At 49.1% G+C, this 19,145-nt stretch carries 20 protein-coding genes and 1 riboswitch; of the genes, 5 read left to right on the top strand and 15 right to left on the bottom strand.

Going from position 1 to position 19,145, the window contains the following annotated elements:
• Positions 1-4 precede the first annotated feature (4 nt).
• The 14 genes from DYD62_RS12510 to DYD62_RS12455 all read right to left on the bottom strand — a co-directional run bounded on the left by DYD62_RS12510 (position 5) and on the right by DYD62_RS12455 (position 11,475).
• Positions 5-586, bottom strand: a complete 582-nt coding sequence (locus DYD62_RS12510; protein ID WP_115227642.1) for an RBBP9/YdeN family alpha/beta hydrolase — start codon at positions 584-586, stop codon at positions 5-7.
• Positions 587-810: 224 nt separating this feature from the next.
• Complete coding sequence (locus DYD62_RS12505; RefSeq protein ID WP_207916420.1) at positions 811-2,388, bottom strand: glycosyl hydrolase family 18 protein; 1,578 nt, start codon at positions 2,386-2,388, stop codon at positions 811-813.
• Between the two features lie 388 nt (positions 2,389-2,776).
• On the bottom strand, positions 2,777-2,926 hold the full coding sequence (locus DYD62_RS23635) for a hypothetical protein (protein WP_165928635.1): 150 nt from the start codon (positions 2,924-2,926) through the stop codon (positions 2,777-2,779).
• A gap of 175 nt (positions 2,927-3,101) precedes the next feature.
• A complete protein-coding gene (locus DYD62_RS12500) occupies positions 3,102-3,710 on the bottom strand; it encodes a RhiA family protein (RefSeq protein ID WP_115227641.1) in 609 nt (202 codons plus the stop codon).
• A 127-nt stretch (positions 3,711-3,837) separates the two neighbouring features.
• Positions 3,838-4,308: a hypothetical protein gene (locus DYD62_RS12495; protein ID WP_115227640.1), complete on the bottom strand. Its 471-nt coding sequence runs from the start codon at positions 4,306-4,308 to the stop codon at positions 3,838-3,840.
• Between the two features lie 138 nt (positions 4,309-4,446).
• Positions 4,447-4,596 carry a hypothetical protein gene (locus DYD62_RS23630; protein WP_165928636.1) on the bottom strand — a complete coding sequence of 50 codons (150 nt, stop codon included), beginning with the start codon at positions 4,594-4,596 and terminating at the stop codon, positions 4,447-4,449.
• An 86-nt stretch (positions 4,597-4,682) separates the two neighbouring features.
• Entirely contained in the window at positions 4,683-5,372 is a 690-nt protein-coding gene (locus tag DYD62_RS12490; RefSeq protein ID WP_115227639.1) for an RNA polymerase sigma factor, read from the bottom strand.
• A 636-nt stretch (positions 5,373-6,008) separates the two neighbouring features.
• The gene (locus tag DYD62_RS12485; RefSeq protein ID WP_115227638.1) at positions 6,009-7,604 is read right to left on the bottom strand and encodes a GDYXXLXY domain-containing protein; all 1,596 of its coding nucleotides are present in this window, start codon (positions 7,602-7,604) and stop codon (positions 6,009-6,011) included.
• The gene (locus DYD62_RS12480; protein WP_115227637.1) at positions 7,601-8,566 is read right to left on the bottom strand and encodes a DUF2157 domain-containing protein; all 966 of its coding nucleotides are present in this window, start codon (positions 8,564-8,566) and stop codon (positions 7,601-7,603) included. Before DYD62_RS12480 ends, DYD62_RS12485 begins: the two co-directional genes overlap by 4 nt.
• A 22-nt stretch (positions 8,567-8,588) precedes the next feature.
• On the bottom strand, positions 8,589-9,182 hold the full coding sequence (locus tag DYD62_RS12475; RefSeq protein ID WP_115227636.1) for a class I SAM-dependent methyltransferase: 594 nt from the start codon (positions 9,180-9,182) through the stop codon (positions 8,589-8,591).
• Positions 9,170-9,520, bottom strand: a complete 351-nt coding sequence (locus DYD62_RS12470) for a VOC family protein (RefSeq protein ID WP_115228295.1) — start codon at positions 9,518-9,520, stop codon at positions 9,170-9,172. Before DYD62_RS12470 ends, DYD62_RS12475 begins: the two co-directional genes overlap by 13 nt.
• Before the next feature lie 26 nt (positions 9,521-9,546).
• Positions 9,547-10,008, bottom strand: coding sequence for a GyrI-like domain-containing protein (locus tag DYD62_RS12465; protein WP_115227635.1), 462 nt, complete (start codon positions 10,006-10,008; stop codon positions 9,547-9,549).
• A 46-nt stretch (positions 10,009-10,054) separates the two neighbouring features.
• Positions 10,055-11,035: a glycosyltransferase family 2 protein gene (locus DYD62_RS12460; RefSeq protein WP_115227634.1), complete on the bottom strand. Its 981-nt coding sequence runs from the start codon at positions 11,033-11,035 to the stop codon at positions 10,055-10,057.
• Complete coding sequence (locus tag DYD62_RS12455; RefSeq protein ID WP_115227633.1) at positions 11,032-11,475, bottom strand: MarR family winged helix-turn-helix transcriptional regulator; 444 nt, start codon at positions 11,473-11,475, stop codon at positions 11,032-11,034. The genes DYD62_RS12460 and DYD62_RS12455 overlap by 4 nt, the downstream gene beginning before the upstream one ends.
• Positions 11,476-11,641: 166 nt before the next feature.
• Here DYD62_RS12455 and DYD62_RS12450 point away from each other — a divergent pair, with 166 nt between their 5' ends.
• The 5 genes from DYD62_RS12450 to thiE all read left to right on the top strand — a co-directional run bounded on the left by DYD62_RS12450 (position 11,642) and on the right by thiE (position 18,269).
• Entirely contained in the window at positions 11,642-12,775 is a 1,134-nt protein-coding gene (locus DYD62_RS12450; RefSeq protein WP_115227632.1) for an aminotransferase-like domain-containing protein, read from the top strand.
• Between the two features lie 139 nt (positions 12,776-12,914).
• On the top strand, positions 12,915-13,403 hold the full coding sequence (locus tag DYD62_RS12445; protein ID WP_115227631.1) for a putative pterin-binding protein: 489 nt from the start codon (positions 12,915-12,917) through the stop codon (positions 13,401-13,403).
• 10 nt (positions 13,404-13,413) lie between these two features.
• A complete protein-coding gene (locus DYD62_RS12440) occupies positions 13,414-16,599 on the top strand; it encodes a response regulator (protein ID WP_115227630.1) in 3,186 nt (1,061 codons plus the stop codon).
• A 78-nt stretch (positions 16,600-16,677) separates the two neighbouring features.
• Positions 16,678-16,774, top strand: a riboswitch (TPP riboswitch).
• 26 nt (positions 16,775-16,800) lie between these two features.
• On the top strand, positions 16,801-17,622 hold the full coding sequence (gene thiM / locus DYD62_RS12435; protein ID WP_115227629.1) for a hydroxyethylthiazole kinase: 822 nt from the start codon (positions 16,801-16,803) through the stop codon (positions 17,620-17,622).
• Positions 17,619-18,269 carry a thiamine phosphate synthase gene (thiE, locus tag DYD62_RS12430; protein WP_115227628.1) on the top strand — a complete coding sequence of 217 codons (651 nt, stop codon included), beginning with the start codon at positions 17,619-17,621 and terminating at the stop codon, positions 18,267-18,269. The genes thiM and thiE overlap by 4 nt, the downstream gene beginning before the upstream one ends.
• 424 nt (positions 18,270-18,693) lie before the next feature.
• On the opposite strand, the gene DYD62_RS12425 is transcribed toward thiE, so the two are convergent.
• Entirely contained in the window at positions 18,694-19,137 is a 444-nt protein-coding gene (locus DYD62_RS12425; protein ID WP_115227627.1) for a hypothetical protein, read from the bottom strand.
• Positions 19,138-19,145 lie beyond the last annotated feature (8 nt).

Below are 19,145 nucleotides of genomic sequence, written 5' to 3'. Positions count from 1 at the left end.
GGCATTAGGGATGAGTAGGGGATTTAAGCCGGGCCAGCTCAAACATCCGGCGTAATTCATCTAGCACCACGGGCAGGGTATCAAAACCCTCGCCCAGCAAAAAATGTCCGCCATTTTTTACGATTAAAAACTGCGCATCCAATTGCTGGCTTAGCGATTCGGTGAGGGCGAAAGGAATAGTGGCATCATTATCTGCGGCAATCACAGAGCGCTGCTTAATCAGCTGGCGTAAGTGCGCAGTATTTAAAGGCTGCGCCGTAAACTCATCCAGCTGGGGCAAAAGCGGCACGGCACCGGCAAACCCCGCCACTAGCACCACGCCGCCAATGGTTTGATCCATCCGCTCTAAATGCCGCAGCACCGTAATGCAGCCCAGACTATGCCCCACAAAATAAACATCCTCATCATGCACCGCCACACTTTGCTCAATTTTAGTCAGCCAAGCGTTTAAATTAGGCTGGCTGGAGTTTGGCAGCGCCAAAATATGGCAAGCCACACCAAGCGTTGCCAGCTGATCTTGCAGCCAAGGAAACCAGTGGTTGGAAGGCGCGGCATCATAGCCGTGGATGATGTAGAGGGTGGGCATGGGGGGCAATCCTGTCTGTTTAATTTCATATTTTACGCAGCAAAGATCTTAAACCACTGGTGTCTTGGGGAGAACAGCGCTTGGGTTTATGTTTCATTAAAAAAAACGAAGCAGCCGGATCACAAAAAGGAGTGCAAAAAAAGGGCCAGTATGTTTTTGCAATAAATAAACCGCCAGAGGTCGTGTGAATAGCCGGGCGGTTTATTTGATATGGCCAGCGATATCTATTTTTGGGTAATGCCAGAGAAGTAGAATGAAGTCATGTCGATGATTTGTTGCTGTACTTTGCAGCCCAGTCCTTCACGGGCGGCATTGGTCAGCAGACCATTATCGCCATCGCCGGTCCATACAAAGAGGCCACCCAGACCTTTCTCTTTCACATACTGCGCTTTGGCCCGGACTGACCGTGGCGTATCCAGTGACATAAACACCTGACTGCTGCTGTTAAAGAGGAAATCTGCATCAGCAATTGTGTCGGTATACAGCTGAAAACCATTGCGGCCACTTTGCTGCTCAAAGTCGATATAGTTGCGCACAATGTCCGGCCATTCAGTGGAGCCAGATTCAAAGCTGCCAACCGTACTGTTTTTGCTTTGATTATCGTAATTGCCCTGCAGTGGCGATACCGATGTGATCCCGGCCCCTTTGGCATTGCGGGTATAGGCGGCATAACCTAGGAAAATTTTCTTGGGATTAACGCCTAAGCCCAGCAAGTATTCGACCGCGCGTGCGGCTGAGTTCTGGCTGGGGGTGTCGCTTTGCAGGTTTGCCTGATGACCTAAGCCCTCGGCCCACGGGGAGCCAAAGAAGTCATAGCTCATCATATTTAGCCCTTCTACCCCAGCGGCAATTAGTTCAGGAATATTGGCGTGCTGCATTTTTTCAGGCTCAGCATTCACGGCAATGCTGATATGAATGTCGGGCATCGCCATTTTAAGTTCGCGGACCAATTGGGCAAAATTGGGCGCATCTTCCGGGCCATAGCTATTGCCATTGCCTGTGCAGCCCGGAAATTCCCAATCAAGATCCAGATCGGTAAATATCGGGAAGGTGTCGACGATATGCTTCAGGCTCTGTACCAGGCGCGCGCGCAATTTAGGATCTGCCGCGATAAAGTGAAATGCCTGACTCATAGTCCAGCCACCTAGGCTGAGCGATACGCGCAAATCGGGCTTGCTTTGCTTGAGCTGGACTAAGCCACCCAGTACACCTTGCGCTTTGGCTGGATTAAAGAATGGGACTGGATCATTACTAATCCAGCCATTAAAGCCACAATTAATATAAGACAGTACATCGCCCCAGGCATCGGTAAAGGTGGCCCTGCCTTTTTGATTAGGCAGGTCGGCTTCGCTGCTGGCAATACCGAAATCTTGCGCAGCGGCATTAATTTTTTCCGCTTTTTCGCCAGTGTCACCAATAATGCCGGCAAAACCAATAATGATTTTGTCAAAAGGGCCGACATCTTGTAAGCGCATCAGATCTATGCCACGACCACCTTCTTTAAAATCGCTGCTTGTTTCATAGCGAGAATCATACTGCGACCAATCCGTGTAATAGCAGGCAACTTGAAACTCATTGCTCTGATATTTGTTGAACACATTTTTAACAACGCGGCCCGGTGTGTATGAAAAGTTGCTGTCTTCCTTGCTTGGGTCAAAATGATTGACTGCATAGGTTTTCTCCGCTGCCCCCAGCGCTAAAATCTGCCCGTCGACAAGGGTGCCTGGATCGGAAGAGTAGATTAAAGCGCTACCTGATTCTTGTGACATTTCTGTAGTGTTTTTAGCTGTGGTAGTTTCCATGGTCATTGCTCCGAATGGCTGGGGTGTTAGATGGTTGTTATGCGAATTTTTTTGCCGTTTTAAAAAATACTGAACTTAAGGTTTACGGAGGGATTAGGCGGTATTTTAATTAGAGCTAACAAATGCACAACGGATTGATATTAAATAACAGATATATTCTTCTGCTATTATATTCAGTATTCGTATTTTCTATAAAATACGTATTAATTTTTAAAAATTGCAGCTAAATTCTGACCTTGCTGTATGACTTGCTGAGCTTCAGGTTGATTGGAGCGGCGAGCTCTGTTGTAGCCATATCTAATCGCAGCTACAATTCCATCTATAGCCAAACCAGCAACAACGTTAACTACAAATGCTTCGTAATCAATGCCGAGTTTTTCTGTTTTCTCTAGATTTTCAGTTCTTTTTTATTGGCATTAATTTCCTCCACCATTCTTTTTGTGACGCCTGGATCGCTTCTAATTTCTTTTGCTGTTTTCTCTGCTAGAGATGGGTTGTTTTTGCAGGTAATAAAAACTTTCTTTGCTTCGTTAGGCATGATTATTTACTCTTATAAAAAAATAGGGTTGTTAAATGTATTGGCCTTCTTTTGGTAAGGCCGATTTTGATCCGGCGACAAATGCCGCCGGATTTTCATTCTTTATGTATGGTGTGATTGGTTATCGTAATTAATGATACGAATGGTGATAATTACAATTTATTTGTAGAGTGAATTATTTGTAATCCACGCTCCATTGGTTGTTAATATCCAGGGTCACTACGGCTGAATAAACATTGGCGGGATAATCAATTTCAAATGAATCAGAAATTTCTTCCAGATCCAGCACTTCACCCACTTCATAGCTGCCAAAGGTGATCCAGTATTTAGGATGAGGTGTAAATGCGAGATGGATATTGGGTTGTGCTTCTACAGCCAAAGCAGGCTGACCAGAGATACCTACCCCAACCGATGCCTTGCGTAAAGGTACGCTCGAGCTTTGTTTAACGATAAGTGAGCCGGCCGGAGCTGCGCTTGATTTATTGGTAAAGGTATAGCCGTGCTCGTCGTAAGTCAGTAACACCGCATTTTCGCCGTTCGGATCCACAGCCCATGTTTGGGACGCTTCGAAAGTGGCACCTGGTTTAAGATCACCGTTTTCTGACCAAACAAGACTGTAATCAATATTCCAATCAAAATTTAATCGGGTCGTTGGGTGAGATGGCTTAGTCAGCCATGCCAGGGACATCACATTAGGTACGCCAATATCAGGCGCTGTGGTGTAAACGCAAGCGGTGGCAGAGTTGCTGGAATTGTTTTGAAACGAAAGAGTATAAGCAGTCATGTTATGTTCCTTAGGGTTTAAATAAATTAAAGTTGGGTTATGCTTTTTTTGTGTCTGATTCTTTAATTCTCCTTGGTTTTAAAATTAATACTAAAGGATTTTTAAGTGCTGATATTTGAAATGATTGTTAATAGTTATCCATTGGTATTTCAATATTCTGGCCGTATTCAGGTGTTGGTGTTGTATTGGCGACTCTGAGTTTTCTTTTTATTGCACATTCATTGCATGTCCAGCTTATTGCGGGTATAAATTGAAAAATAGGCTGATTGTTATGCGTGCTGATCAGCAGGTTTGTAAAAAAAGTGCCTGAATAACCTTTGTCGTCAGATGAATATGTTTTCGCCTTTTTCACGCTGATATATGCTGATTCTTTTTTCCCGTTTGTGCTTAGTTCAATGTGATTGTCGTTTGCGGTGCATATAATATTTGTGTGTGTCTCACGCAGTTTTTCTGAAAATTCACGGGTAAATAAAATGGTGTTGTTGTTTATTTCATCTGCGAATTCTTTTACTTTTTTATCAGATTGAATGTTTTTTGATATGAAAGTTACTTTGAACCCGTGCCGTATTTTTTTGTGTGCTGATTTTATTGGGTTCATTTTGTATTGCCCTGTTGTAAATAAGACGATGCATGATGTTTTTTTGTGAATAAATTTATGGGTTATTTTTTATGATGCGTAAAGAAAGTGTGAATCGTGCGCTGTTGTTCAAATACATACCTTGTTTTGGGTGCGTATTTATTGCTGGTCGAAAAATAAAAATCGCTTTCTTGCAATGATCTCTAAGCCATCGTTGCTGAAATATAATGTCCAGCCTCTTGCTTTTAAGTGTTTAAGCTCAATGAGTGCTTCGCTCAGTGACTCATAATTAATTCTCAATTCAATCATGATTAATTCTTTTGTGTTTATTAGCGAGTATGCAAGATTTTTGAATGTGTTTAATACAGTGTAAGTCAATTGAGCGCAGAATGAATTTAATCGGGTAGGTCAAGAAATGCGGAGGTGTGTGCTTCGTGCTCGTATTGTTCTGCGCCGGGATAGACTTTATTGCCGGTATGATCACTTTGAATGGCGATATTTACGTAGGTCCAAAGTGCGGGCTTTAATAAATTGCGAGCCAGCTGAGCGCGTTTGCGTGCTAGTTCCTCACTGATTTTCAATAGCTGAGCTATTTCTCTGAAAGGCATTTCTTCTACAAAACGGTAATAGGCCACGTCATGTAAATTTTCAGGCAAGGTTTGGAATACTTCTTGTATTTGTTTGAGCAATTCGTCCCCAAGTGCCTGATATTCAGGAGAAACAGGTCTGTAATGGTCTGTTTCTTTATGATGCAATTGAAGCCGCAGGTTTTCTGCATTTAGCCAGCGCTGCTGATCAATAAACTTACTTTTGGTGACTTGACGCAGCCAGCCACCAAGGTGGCGGATTTGCGACAATTTAAAGGGAGATTCTGTATAAATATGAAGAAGGACAAGGCTGTATAAATCTTTACTGTTTTCCGTATTGCCTGAGCAAAAACGATTGCACAGATGCTGAAGAAAATGATGATAGCGGGTAATAAACTCTTCAAATGCACCTTCATTGTGACTGGCAAGGGCGATGATCAGCTCTTGTTCGGATGCATTGCTCCAGCGTTGCTGCAGTTGGCTCAGTTTTGTCCCCATATTGCGCCTCTGTGGTATGTGTTAATGGCTTCCTGTCTGACTTATTTGGTTTTGATAAGACTTGAGACAGGTTTGGGTAAGAGGACGATGCAAAATGCTTTAATGTGAAAACAAATGAATTTTGTTACGGGGCAAGAATGCGCAGGAAAGTGGGAGCGTATTTTTTGAAGGCGGGCCAAGTGGGCATGGAGGAGTAGTCTGATGTGTAATAAACATCCTGACAAAAATGCAGCAGATGCCATGACGGCCATGATGTAAATATCAAATGCAGGGGGGTATGTAGTTTGTTCAGGGCTGCGGATCGCCGCTTTATTGGTGTAAAGCAGTAAGCTGCGTGTGATTTATGTGTGGCAGGAGCAATATCAGGCAGTAAAACTTAGCCTGAAATTGGTTCACTGAACATGGATGATCATTTTTACGATGAGGAGGGATATTTCATAAAAGACAATGACAGAGGATTTAAGCTGGAGCACAAGCTATTTAACGGCTTGTGCACAGGTATTGAACAGGCACACGCAATTTGCGTAGAGATGATTTATATCTGCCCGCAGCCACTGTGGTAGCTGGATTTAATCTCTATTTAGCAAGGCAGAGAGTGGCATATTGAACGTGTCGGGTATATGTTTTTAGTTTAGATTACAGCCCCTTCATTCCCTCGCCTTTTAGCCCCACTAGCAAAGCTTTCCCATCTGGCATCACTCTAAATTCCCCATATCGGGCTTGTGCCCAGCGGCGGGCTTCGCTTTCTTTAAAAAACCATGCGTCGGTAACGAGTACCCAGTGGCCGTTTTTGGGGCTGAGTTCGATTTTGAATTCGTCTGCGGCTAGCGGCTCGCCATGGTCGATACGCTGGGCGCTGCCGATGTTTTGGCTGTCTCTTTTCATAATGAGAAAAGGGCGGGATGGATGGCTTATGTCGCTAACTGACGGTGTATCAAAGGGAATTTGAAAATTAAGCTGCATAAAATCACCTTGCATCAGGGAGCGTGGGTCGGCCGGGGCGAGTGGGATATACAGCGGCTGGCCGTGCGCGATGAGGTTTTCTTTTTGCCAGATGCCTATATTAGCGATGAGCAAAACACAGGCGGCAGTGAGTGCGATGCCTATTTTCTGGCGTGGGTTTTGGGCAGGTGCTATTGAGGCGGATGCCGGCGCTAAAGCTCGCCACGCTAGGGCACCCAGTAGGCTGCCTGCCAGCATAAATAACAACGCTTTGTTGGTCAGTGTCCAATCCAGCTGATAGTAAAACGCGCCAATTATCCATGCGCCAGCTAGGCCTGCGCTGCTGGCGGATCGCCAGCGCCCGGCTATCAGACTGATCGACAGAGCCAGCAATACCGCACCCAGCGCGGGCATCAGCCAAGACAGCGCCGCTAAAATTAAGGCCGCGACAGCGTAGCTGCGCAGTAATGGCCAGTTGCGCCCCAGTAACAGCGCAGCTGCTAGAGCAAAGAGGGATGAGCTCAGGGCGAATAAGCTGTGGCTTGTTGCAGAATGTGGTGCTGCTTCATGCATGATTTCAGCAAAAACGCTATTACTCAGGCTGGCGCCAGCAAGGAAGGTCATGCCCGAGCTAAAGGCCAGCCCGGCAAGAATCACCAGTAGCCAGCCGGTAAAAAAGGATTCAAATGCGGCGGCGATGAGCGCTTTTCCCCCGTCGTTGAATATTTTGTATTGCACGGCGCTGGCAAGCAGCCACAGCAAAAGCATGGAGTGTAGCGCCAGCCATAGCCCGGAATAGGCATCGCTATGGCCATTTTTAATCCAGATCAGCATTGCGCAGCCGGTGAGCGCGGCCGAGGCTGCACCCAGTAAAACACGCAGCCAGGGCCTGGGAATGGCCCATGTCAGCCCGCCTGCCAGCAATGCCAGCATGGTGCACGCCAAGGCACTGGGTAAATGGGTGAACAGACCATAAGCAATAAGAGCTGGCCCCACCATCAGGGCGGGGATGGCGAGTTGCTCCACAAATAAAGGAATATCTTGGCCGCGTAGCAGCAGGATGGCGGCCGCCAAAACCAGTATCCCCACAAAATACGGCCCTGCCACGCTATGAATAAGGGTGTCGCCCAGCATCATGCCAATCACAATCAGTAAAGGAATGGCGGCCAGCCATGCCCCCAACGCCGTGAGCAGCACCACGGGCCATGGCCTGCTCTCTGGTGTTTCAATCTGGGCATCGGCGGGTAAAAGACCAGCGGCAATGGCTTTTTGTACAAGTGGCTGGTTCATAGTGTGTTTGCCTGGCGTCTGGACAGGCGCAGTAAAGTGCTGACGGTGAAGGCGAGTAAGACCGCTGCGGCAAGGCCAATCAGTAAAATCTGGCCGATGAAGTTGTCGTTGTTATGTCCGTTAAACAGTAAGCGGGTCAGGCCGGATATCAGCAGAATATTCAAGCACAGGCCAATGATGCTTAAGCCGTAAATATCGAAGGTGGCTGGCTGAGCCATTGCCGCCGTGGCCAGAGCAAAAAGCAGCAGCCCTGAAAAATACAGCAGCAAAACATCATCAGCGAGCAGTGCGGTAAATGCGCTGCTGCAGATCATGACACTGCACAGTGTCATCGAGGTGCGAAACGCCCAGTGGCCTGTGCCTTTTAAGTAAGGCAGTTTGGGGCTAAGCATCAAAGTCATCAGCAGTGCTGCACTCCAGCCCAGTAAGAAAACCTGGGTGTCGGCCTGCTCAAGGCGCCAGCGGTGGCCAGTATGCGCGTGTATCCATAATGAAATTCCTGTGCTGACGATGAGCGCCCATGGCGTCCACAGTGCATCGCTTTGGGTGCTCAAGCATAGCGGCAGGGTGAGGGCGGCCCAGATTGCAAACAGCTGCCACGGGTCTGCGCCGGTTTGATAAGCCTGCCCAAAGTAAGCAAAAAGACCGCCAACAGATAGGAATGCTAACAGGCAAAGGGGAATACGGGCTTTGGCCAGCACAATGGCGGCTGTGCAAAGTAAAACGCACAGCGCTTGCAGCAGCACAAAATGCCCGGCCCGCCCCAGCGTATCCCAGTTGGCGGCAATCCAGAAAACCAGCCCCAGCCCAAACAGCGCCGCAGCAGCTACGGCCAGAATTTTGGGCAGGCGGCTGGCGATGGCTATCGCTTCAGGGGCGGCTAGTTGCTGTAATTGCTGTGTGGTGGCGGCATCTAGCTGGTATTTTGCCGCCAGTGCGTAGAGGCTAAGGCGCTGATCCATAATGCATTCCTTGGGTGTGGTATTAAGCCACGGCGTAGAGGTGCTGAAACAGAGTGTTTAATATACTGCCTGTATTTTTGTGACTAGGAACAATAAACTTTGCCATCTTGCCAAAATAGGCTTCAGGTACAAGTTGCTGTTCAATAGAGTGATATTCGCTGCGCTCCACGTAGTCATCCCACAGGATGATTGCACCGGGTTGGAGCTGCAGCAGCGAGTACAAAAAACAGGGCACTCTGAAACGCCCATCGATTAAAACCAGATCAACATCACGGGCAAAACGCCAAGGCTTGCTGTAGTAATCGGGCCACTGGCTTTGCATTTGCGTGTTTTCAGGAAAGCCCCACTCCATGGTTTTGCCAATGGGCGCATGCAGCAGCTCAATCTGGCTAGGGGATTGCAGCGGGGCGATCTGCGTGCCTACCTTTGCTGCCCATTCTTGGCTTGAATCAATGGCTACAATGCGCTGCACACCCAGCTGTGCAGCCAGAATGGTGCTGCCGCCCATGCCGTATTCCAAATAGCTTTGGGCGCTTGTGAGTGCGGCAGTCAGCGCTTCTTTCTCTGCTTGTGGCATATGGGGCAGCAGTGCGGCATGGGGGGTCACTCTGACCATACTGCAAATTCACTGCCGTTTGGATCACTAAACTGAAAGCGCCTGCCACCAGGGAAGGAAAATATCGGCTTAATGATGCTGCCACCCTCAGCCAGCACTGCCGCTAGGCTGGCTTCCAGATTGCTGCTGTATAAAACAATTAAAGGCGCGCCAGTCTGGCTGGAAATGCTTAAATCTGCCAGATAAAACCCGCCATCAATACCCTCATCAGAAAAAGCGCAATACTCAGGGCCGTAATCTGTAAAAGCCCAGCCAAACACCGTGCTGAAAAATGCTTTGCTCTTGTTTAAATCTTTGGAAGGCATTTCAATATAATTAATTTTATGGTGCTGATGCATGGCGTGGCTCCGCATAAAAGGAATGCTTAATTGGGGATAAGGCCAAATTGAATTTCAATTTGGTTCTGGCTTGATTGCGGCGATTCCCATAAATGATAAACCTCACGGCTTTCGCCGCTGAAAGCGCGCCCGGATTGTTTGATTTCTGCAATTAAAGGCGCATAGCCCTCATTAAATAAATCAGCCAGCGGCCCCTGATAATGGCGGACGGCACAATCAATCGGGGCTAAAGTTTTGCAGGCAAAAGCCCCTGTATTAGCCTGCGGGTGGCAAACCGGAAAACAAATATCCAGTGTAAATAAGCTGTGCGCATCCTGCGGCACCTGGTAATACACAAAAATACATGGGCCATTGAAGCCCAGCTGATTACGCTCAATTTCGGCAATCAATAAAGGCGTTTGTTCAGCGGCAAAAACGCCAACATCAGCAAGGCAAAGTTGTTTGCTGGTGAAAATAACAGGAATACCATGGGTTTGTTTGGTTTCCATAAAGCCTCCTTTCGTGTGATGTATTAAATCGCAATTTGCCGCGTATTTATAATAAAGACTGAATCTGTGTTGCCGGATTGCCACTGGCTTTCCATGCATGCCATTGGCGCTGCAGGCGGTATATTTTTTGCGCAAGAATGGGCTCGCTGACATATTGGCTGATTTTGTTTTTGCTCAGCATTTCCTGCGCCCAAGCACTGACATCCTCAGGGTGTAAGGCCCATGCCTGATGAATGTCCGAAAGCTGCCAAAGCCAGTAGGGTGATAAATGGCCATGTACGTGTAATAGGCCGGGATGAATATCCGCTCCTAATTGTTCTAGCTGTTTTTTCCAGATGCCCTGCACATGGATATTGGCAAATTCGCTACTGATTCCGGCGCTGCGTTGTTTTAAATGCTGACGGTAGCGCACTAAAGGAATGCCCATATTGGCAAGCTGCCCGTGCTGGCTAAGACGAATCACAAAATCCCAATCCTGCGCCATATCCATTTTTTCTGTGTACTGAATATTGCTTTTAAGCCATAGCGCACGGTTAATCATCATGGCGGGCTGAGCCATGGCGCAATAAAACAAATTATCCACGCAGATATCATGGTGATGCAGCGGAAAAAGGCGCAGTGATTCTTCTGAGCACTGCTCATTAAAAACCAGCATATCCCCGCTGACTGCGATCACATCCGGGTGCCCGGCCAGAAAACGAGCAGAGTGGGCAAAGCGTTCCGGCAGGCTGATGTCGTCTGCATCATGCAGGGCGATGTAATCCCCTTGTGCTGCGGCCATGCCCAGATTGCGGGCACAGGATACGCCTCGATTAAGTGCTAATTGAATGGTGAGAAGATGCAGCCATGGGGCTGCCTGAGCAAACAGGCTGATTTCTTCCTGATAATCGTGCTGGCTGCCATCGTTAATTAAAATCACTTCAATATCAGCAAAGCATGAAAAATCAGCCGTCACAATCCCCTTTAGCATGTCAGAAAAATGCTGTTTATTTGGGTTCATAAACGGGATAACAATACTCAGCTTCATGTCGGGGGCCTGAATGCGCGCTGATTGCTGGCAAGGATAGACATGATTTTTCTCCAGCCCGCTTCCGATTCCGGGCTTTGGGCAAAGGCCTGCTGCAGTAATTCGCGCTGGCTGCTGGAAAGCTGCTCTTCTAATGCCTGGCCCGATTCACTCAGGGCAAGACTTTTTACACGCGCATCATGGCGGGCGGTGCTGGCAATGACCAAGCCCTTGGCTTGCAACTCTCTTAATGGCCGGTTCAGAGCCTGCTTGGAAATGCCCAGACGTGCTAGCAGTGTATTCACTGACAGCCCCTGATCCCGCGCCACAAAATATAAAATCCGGTGGTGCACTCTTGCCAGCTGCAAAGGGGTGAGCATTTCGTCCGGCAGGGATGTAAATGTGCGGTAGCCATAAAACAAGCTTTCCAGATCCGCGTTGAGTGTGTGGTGTTGGTTCATTATTCAGTATCGTGTGAAGTACATATGTAAAAATCTCTCCGCTGTGGGCTGTCTTGCCGGGATGCTTTTGCTTATGTACTAGCGCGCATGCGCAAGTTACGTATTGACGGATGGCTGAGCATACGGCATAAATAGGTCATATCTATTGACCTGTCTGGTGAGTCCTATGTTTGCTGAGCGTATTGACCGTCTTACTTCTTCTCTGGTCAGAGACATTTTAGCTGCCGCATCACGGCCAGGTGTGATTTCTTTTGCTGGCGGCTTACCTGCCAGCGAAGTTTTATTCAGGGCTTCACCTCAGGTGTTGGGGCAATTGCCTGACGATATCTGGCAGTACGGGCAAACAGAGGGCGAGCCTGCGCTCCGGGAGCAAGTGGCCATCCGGGCGAGGGCGCTGGGCATAGCCTGCAAGGCCGAGCAGGTTCTGATTGTAAATGGCTCGCAACAGGGTATCGATTTAGTCAGTAAATTAATGGTAGAAGAAGGCACGCGCGTGCTGACTGAATCGCCGACCTATCTGGCTGCGCTGCAGGTGTTCCGGCTGATGGGCGCTCATTTTGTGACGGCAGCACAAGACGAAGAAGGGCTGCTGCCGCAGGCTGTGGCTGGGGCGGATGCACGCCTTGCGTACCTTGTGCCTACTTTTCAGAATCCAACTGGCTTGTGTTATTCGCAGGCAAGGCGCAAGGCGCTGGCTGGGGCATTTGATACACAATCCATGGTGGTGTTTGAAGATGATCCTTACCGTGATCTTTCTTTTGATGGCCCCGCACCTGCACCCATTGTTTCTCATTTAAAACAGGCTCGCTGGATTTATCAGGGGTCTTTTTCTAAAACGCTGGCGCCCGGTTTACGCCTTGGCTATCTGATTGTGCATCCTGATTTGATTCAGGCGATGACACGATTAAAACAAGCGGCAGATTTACACAGTAATCGCTTAAGTCAGGCGATTGTGACGCAGCTGCTTCAGGATGGCTCGTTGGATCAGCATGTGGCGAATATTCTGCCGCTCTATCGTGAAAAAAGAGATGTGATGCAGGCCGCGCTGCTGCAGCATTTGGGCGATAAAGCCAGCTGGGCGCTGCCATCAGGTGGGCTGTTTTTCTGGCTGACGCTCAAAAACGAGCAGGATGTGATGCAGCTGATGCAAGAGGCGCTGACTGCTGGCCTTGCCATTATGCCGGGCTCAGCTTTTGATCCTGTGCCTCACCCGTCGAGCACGATCAGGCTGAATTTCAGCCATTCAAGCTTTGAGCAGATTCAGCAAGGTATTGCATTGCTTGGCTCGTTGATTAAGTAGGTTTCCTGTAAGCAGATCAAGTGCTTTTTAGTGAGGTGGTCGGCAGGTTTGTGCGGCACAGGAAGCAAGAAACGGCATTCAATACTAGTGTGTAATAGGATGAGTGTTTTTTGCGTCAACGTCTGTGGAGTAAATCAGCATGAAACTGGCTTTCTTTCTGGCCCTTAGTCTGTTTTCTGTGACCTGCTTTGCTCTGGATGTGCCGAACGGCAAGGTAGTGCTTGCTGTTTCTGGCGCATTGAGTCAGCAAAATAGTGGTAAAAATGCCGAATTTAGTATGGACATGCTGACAAAGCTTCCGCAGCATAGTTTTGTCAGCAAAACACCATGGTATGAAAAGCCGGTTAAATTTACCGGGCCTCTTTTAAGGGATGTACTGGCGGCGGCCGGCGCCAAAGGCGTGCAGATTTCTGCGTTGGCCCTTGATGATTACCGCGTTGAAATTCCTTTTCAGGACGCCATTAAATATCCCATTATTATTGCCCGGCTTTTAGATGATAAGCCGATGGCGGTGAGGGATAAGGGGCCATTGTTTATTGTTTATCCTTTTGATCAGTATAAAGAATTACATCAGGATATTTATTACACCCGATCGGTTTGGCAGCTCTCTAAAATAATCGTCCAGTAAAGGGGCCGGTATGAAGCGGAGCAAACGGCTGCTTTTTTTTATTGTAAGCAGCTTGATTGCGGTTTATGCGGCCATTGCTGCCGTTCAGTTTTCTCAGTTTCAAAGTTTAAATAATTCAATTGGCCGGGCAAATGACAACGCGATGTGGGCGTTGATTCAATTAAATGTGGATTATCAGCGCCTTTATTCTGCATTTGATATACATCTGATGAATGAAGAGAAAGTCAGTATTGATGATCTGGCTTTTCGTTATGAATTATTTGTAAGCCGTATTATTAGTTGCCAAGTGGGCCAGTCAAAAATATTGATGAATAAACAGCCCGTTTATACCAGTACGATGAAGGCTTTAAATGTATTTACCGCCGAGGCGGATCATTATCTGGGCGTTGCACCTGATCGTGTTTTAGATGCGGCTAGCAAGCAAATTTTGTATAAAAAGTTGTTTGCTCTGGAGTGGCAGATTAGAGAGCTGGGTGTTAAAGCCTCTGTCGCCGCAGCGGAGCTGGCTGATGCCCGTCGCACAGAAGTCACGCGCCAAGTGCTGGTGGCCAGTGGCCTGACGGGGTTTCAGTGCGTGCTGACCTTGCTTTTGGCTTTGGCCATGCTCAGGCAGGAAAAACAACGCGCCGCGGCGCAGGCAGAGGCATTAAGCAGCCAGAAAGAGCTGGTTGAGGTATTAAAGCGAAATGAAGAAGTCTTAGAAGGCCGCGTATCAGAGCGCACCCAGGCGCTGGCGCTGCTGAATCATTCTTTGCAGGTGCAAAAAATAGAGCTGGAAGAAGCACGGATTCAATCGGATCAGGCTTCCCGGATGAAATCAGATTTTTTGGCCAATATGAGCCATGAAATCCGCACGCCAATGAATGCCGTGATTGGTATGTCTTATCTGGTGCTTAAATCAAATCTGACTTTTAAGCAAAGGGATTATATTGAAAAAATTCAAAAATCAGGCCAGCATCTTTTAGGTATTATCAATGATATTTTGGATTTTTCTAAAATTGAATCAGGGCATTTAAAAATTGAAATGCTCGATTTTAATATCGATAAATTGCTTGAAGACCTCGCTGACTTGCTGCTTGAAAAAGTAAATACAAAGGGGCTGGAGCTGGTATTTGATATTGCCAGTGATGTGCCGCGCACACTCTGCGGTGATGCTTTAAGGTTGGAGCAAATTTTAATTAATTATGCTAATAACGCGGTTAAATTTACCGATGAAGGCGTGATTAAATTAGTTTGCAGGGTACAAGGGCAGGATGAGGCCGGGGTGCTGTTGTATTGGGAAGTGAGCGATACAGGGATTGGTATCTCAGCAGAGCAGCTGGAGCGTTTATTTCAATCATTTCAGCAGGCCGATACCTCCACAACCCGGCGTTACGGTGGCACTGGCCTTGGTTTGGCTATTTCTAAACAGCTGGCCCAACTGATGGGGGGCGAAGTAGGGGTGCAGAGCGTTGTGGGCCAAGGCAGTACGTTCTGGTTTACGTCTAGGGTGGCCATCAGCCAGCAGGCACAGAGAGAGCTGCTGCCCAGCTTGGATCTGCGCCATCAGGCGGTGCTGGTGGTGGATGATAATTCCGATTCGGCCCGCGTGCTGGCGGATCTGCTGGTGTCGATGACTTTTCGCCCGGTGGTGACCTTATCAGGCATGGCGGCGATTGCGGCTCTGGCTCAGGCATCGGCAGCGGGCGATCCGTTTAAAGTGGTTTTTCTGGATTGGCGCATGCCGCAGATGGGGGGTAAGGAAACGGCGCTGGCGATTCAGGAAATGGCCTTGCCTGTGATGCCGCGCCTGATTGTGGTGACGGCGTATGGCAGGGAAGAAGTTTTAAGCGAAGTTAACCCTGCCGCTGTAGACGAAATTCTGATCAAGCCCGTAAATGCCTCGCAATTATTTGATACCACCATGCGTGTATTGGATGCGAAAGAGGTGCATGAATTAGTACGCGAATACCATGAGGTGGATTTGTCAGGCATTTTGGGTGCCCGGATTTTATTGGTTGAAGATAATGATTTAAATCAGCAGGTTGGGATGGATTTATTACAAGATGCCGGTTTTATTGTTGATTTAGCTGAAAACGGCCAGCAGGCACTCAATAAGGTGCAACAGGTTTCTTATGATCTGGTACTGATGGATATGCAAATGCCTGTGATGGATGGCATCGCTGCAACGAAAAAAATCAGGGAATGGCCGGATTTTGCATCTCTGCCCATCGTGGCGATGACCGCCAATGCCATGCAGGCCGATCAGGAGCGATGCGCCGCAGCAGGAATGAACGGGCATGTGGCCAAACCCATAGAGCTGCATGATTTATGGATGGCGCTGCTGCGCTGGATTCCACCCCGGCCTGTTAATCTGCAGGGCGGTGTTTTGCCTGTGCCGAGTAAAAGCAGTGATCTGGTATTGAAAAGCAAACTGGAGGCATTGGATGTGCCGGGGCTGGATGTGGCAGCGGGCTTACGGCGGGTGCTGGGTAAAGAAACACTTTATCTGGAAATGCTCAGAAAATTTATTCACGGCCAATCTTCTGTCATTGCAGAAATTAATGTGGCGCTGGAAGAAAAGGATGTACTGACTGCAGAGCGTTTGCTGCACAGCAGTAAATCGGTTGCGGCGAGTATTGGCGCGGCTGATCTGGCTGATTTGGCGGCTGAGCTTGAGTTATTGGTTCGGCTCCATCCGGGTGATGCCATGTTAAAACCGATGCTGGAGGCGTTTTCAAGTAATTTACTGGGATTTTTAGTTGATTTAATTGTGGCGCTTGATGGGGTGAACCATGTGGCGGATGCCAGTGAGCCCGCAGTGCCGGCCAAAACGCCGGATGTCACCATTCTGGCTGTAGACGATACGCCTATGAATTTGTTGCTGATTGAGCGAATGCTGGGTAAGGAGTTCAATATCCGCGTTGCGCAGCATGGTGCAGAAGCGCTGGATATGCTGGTGCAAGATCCTTTGCCCCGTCTGATTTTGCTGGATATTCTGATGCCGGAAATGGATGGCTATGAAGTATGCCGCCAATTAAAAGCCGATGCGCGAACGGCGAATATCCCCGTGATTTTTATGTCGGCCAGATCTGATGCGGATGATGAAATGCGCGGAATGGAGCTGGGGGCTGCCGACTATATGGCCAAGCCGCTTTGCCTGCCTTTATTGCTTAGCAGGGTAAAGGCTCAGCTGGCTTTGCACGCGCCGGGGTGAAATTCATTTTTTTGTGCTTTTTATGCGCAAAATTTGATCTTTTACGCTTGTCTGCCCGGCTGATAATCCGCAAAATGGCCCCCTGACTCGGGGTGCCGCTGATTAAGTAGTGGCTGAGAAATACCCGTGACCTGATCTGGATCATGCCAGCGTAGGGAAGTCGGCGCTCCTTGGCGCAGGCTTTCTGCTCAAGGAACTCAAATGTCTGATTTACACACCATTGCGCTTATTCCTCAGTTTCCTTTGCATCGTGTGGGCGAAGAATTAGCCCGCCTGCGCGCTGCTGCGCCTCTTGTTCATTGTCTCAGTAATGAAGTAGTGCAGTCGGTTACCGCCAATGTATTGCTGGCGCTGGGGGCATCCCCCGCTATGATTGTGGCCGAAGAAGAAGTCGCCGAGTTTGCCGCCATGGCCGATGCACTGCTGATTAATGTGGGTACGCTCTATCCGGCCCGCCTTGCGGCGATGCAAAAAGCCGTTGCCGCGGCCAATGCCGCAGGCACGCCATGGGCGCTTGATCCTGTGGCGGCGGGCGTATTAGCTTACCGCACAGAAGCTTTGCATGATTTACTTAAGCAAGGGCCTGCCGTCATTCGCGGTAATGCTTCAGAAGTCATGTGCCTAGCCGGAGAAGACGCAAGTGGCAAAGGGGTGGACAGCACGGCGCATTCCGCGCTGGCCATCGCCGCAGCTCAGCGCCTTGCCCGACAAACGGGTGCCATTGTGGCAGTGACGGGTGAGGTGGATTATGTCAGCGATGGTGAGGTGACATGGGCTGTGCCATGGGGGCATGCACTGATGACCCGCGTTGTGGGTACGGGCTGCGCTTTATCGGCAGTCACGGCCGCTTTTGTAGCAGGGGCATCAGATCGTCTGGCCGCAGTGGCCGCAGCATGTGCGGTGATGGCGATTGCCGGTGAGCGCGCCGAATCCGCCTGCGATGGCCCAGGTACTTTTCTGCCCGCCTTTTTAGATGCGCTCTATATCATGCAGCCTGCCATGCTAAAGGCGGTGGATGAATGAAGCCGATTTTTAATCTGTCTCTTTATTTGGTCCTAGATCCTGATCTCTGTGGTGGTGAACAGGGTATGGTGGCTACTGCGCTGGCTGCGCTGGCTGCGGTGGCAGGGGGCGTGACGATTGTGCAATTACGCGCCCCAAAATGGAAAAAACGCCAGTGGGTTTCTGCCGCTTTTGCCCTGAAAGCTGCGCTTGATCCGCTTAATATTCCCCTAATCATTAATGACCATATCGATGTGGCGCTCCTCGTGGATGCGGCAGGCGTGCATGTGGGCCAGCAGGATATCGCGCCAGAAATGGCTCGCCAGCTGATTGGCCCAAATAAAATATTAGGTTTATCGACATCTAACGCCGGGCAAATGGCCGCTGTGCCACTGGATATTGTCGATTACATCGGCGTGGGGCCGGTTTTTGCAACCGGCACCAAGCTGGATGCGTCGCCAGTGATTGGTCTGGAAGAATTTGCCCTCCTGATGCAGATTAAATCGCTGCCCGCTGTGGCAATCGGTGGAATTGGTCTTGGCCGCGTGGCCGCTTTGCGCGCAGCAGGAGCCGACGGCGTGGCCGTGGTCTCTGCTATTTGCGGGCAGGCTAATCCGCAGCAAGCGGCGCAGGCATTGAGGTTAGAAGGGGAAATTAGTGATGTTTAATCGTATGAGGGGTGAAATCTCATGTGAGCCAGGCAAGGCCAAAAAGATCTTTTTAGTGCCTTCGGTACGTTGATTTTGGAGCGGTAGCCACCGCGGGGCCTTCCTTTCTTGCTTCGCCAAGAAAGTAAGCAAAGAAGGCGACCCCACAAACGCGAAACCCCTTCGCTGCGGACAATCTGGTCGGCGGCGGGCGGGATTGGCTCGTTCCTCGCTCCCTTGCCGAAACCCCGCCCCGCTTGTTCCTCGCTCCGGCGTGTTTCAAGGGGACTTTTAAGCTGAAGCGCGGCGCGAAAAATTGGGGGTGTTGCGCGCGATAAATGGGTTGGCTGCATTTTCCACTATTTGCAAAAGAATTTCACTTTTATCACCAAAGGGGCCAAGAGGCTCCTTTGCTTTTGGTGGCTCAGTCTGCTTTTACATCAACCTACTGCACCACCCCACTTAAAATTTCCAGCCGTCGTGCTGCGGTAATCAAGCTTTGCTCTTCCAAATACATCAGCGCAAATCGGGTTGATTGCAGATTCAAATCCACATGAGTTAAACGCGGGTCTTCGATGATCTCGTAAAAGTCAGCGATTAGTGGATGGTCTGCGCGGGCTGCTTTGATCGCCACGCGCTCTGCGGCGGTAAATAACAGCTTAAATTCGATCGGCGTCACAAGTGGGGATGCGCTGAGCACAGGCGCTGGTGCCACAAACTGGCCCGCTGCATACGTGTAGCCAGTGACGTCATGATCGGTATCGACAATCAACACTTCTTTATTATCAAAACCGGCGTAATTCATCTCTGCGGTATGCACGATGCCGTTGGCCAGCGTGGCGCTTGCGCTGCAGCCGATGACTAAGATATCTAATACGATGGCTTTCATTGCGGCGT

Source organism: Iodobacter fluviatilis (genome assembly GCF_900451195.1).
In the GTDB taxonomy this organism is placed as follows: domain Bacteria; phylum Pseudomonadota; class Gammaproteobacteria; order Burkholderiales; family Chitinibacteraceae; genus Iodobacter; species Iodobacter fluviatilis.
Note: the sequence above shows the minus strand (reverse complement) of the source record. Positions and strands in the feature narration are given on the sequence as shown.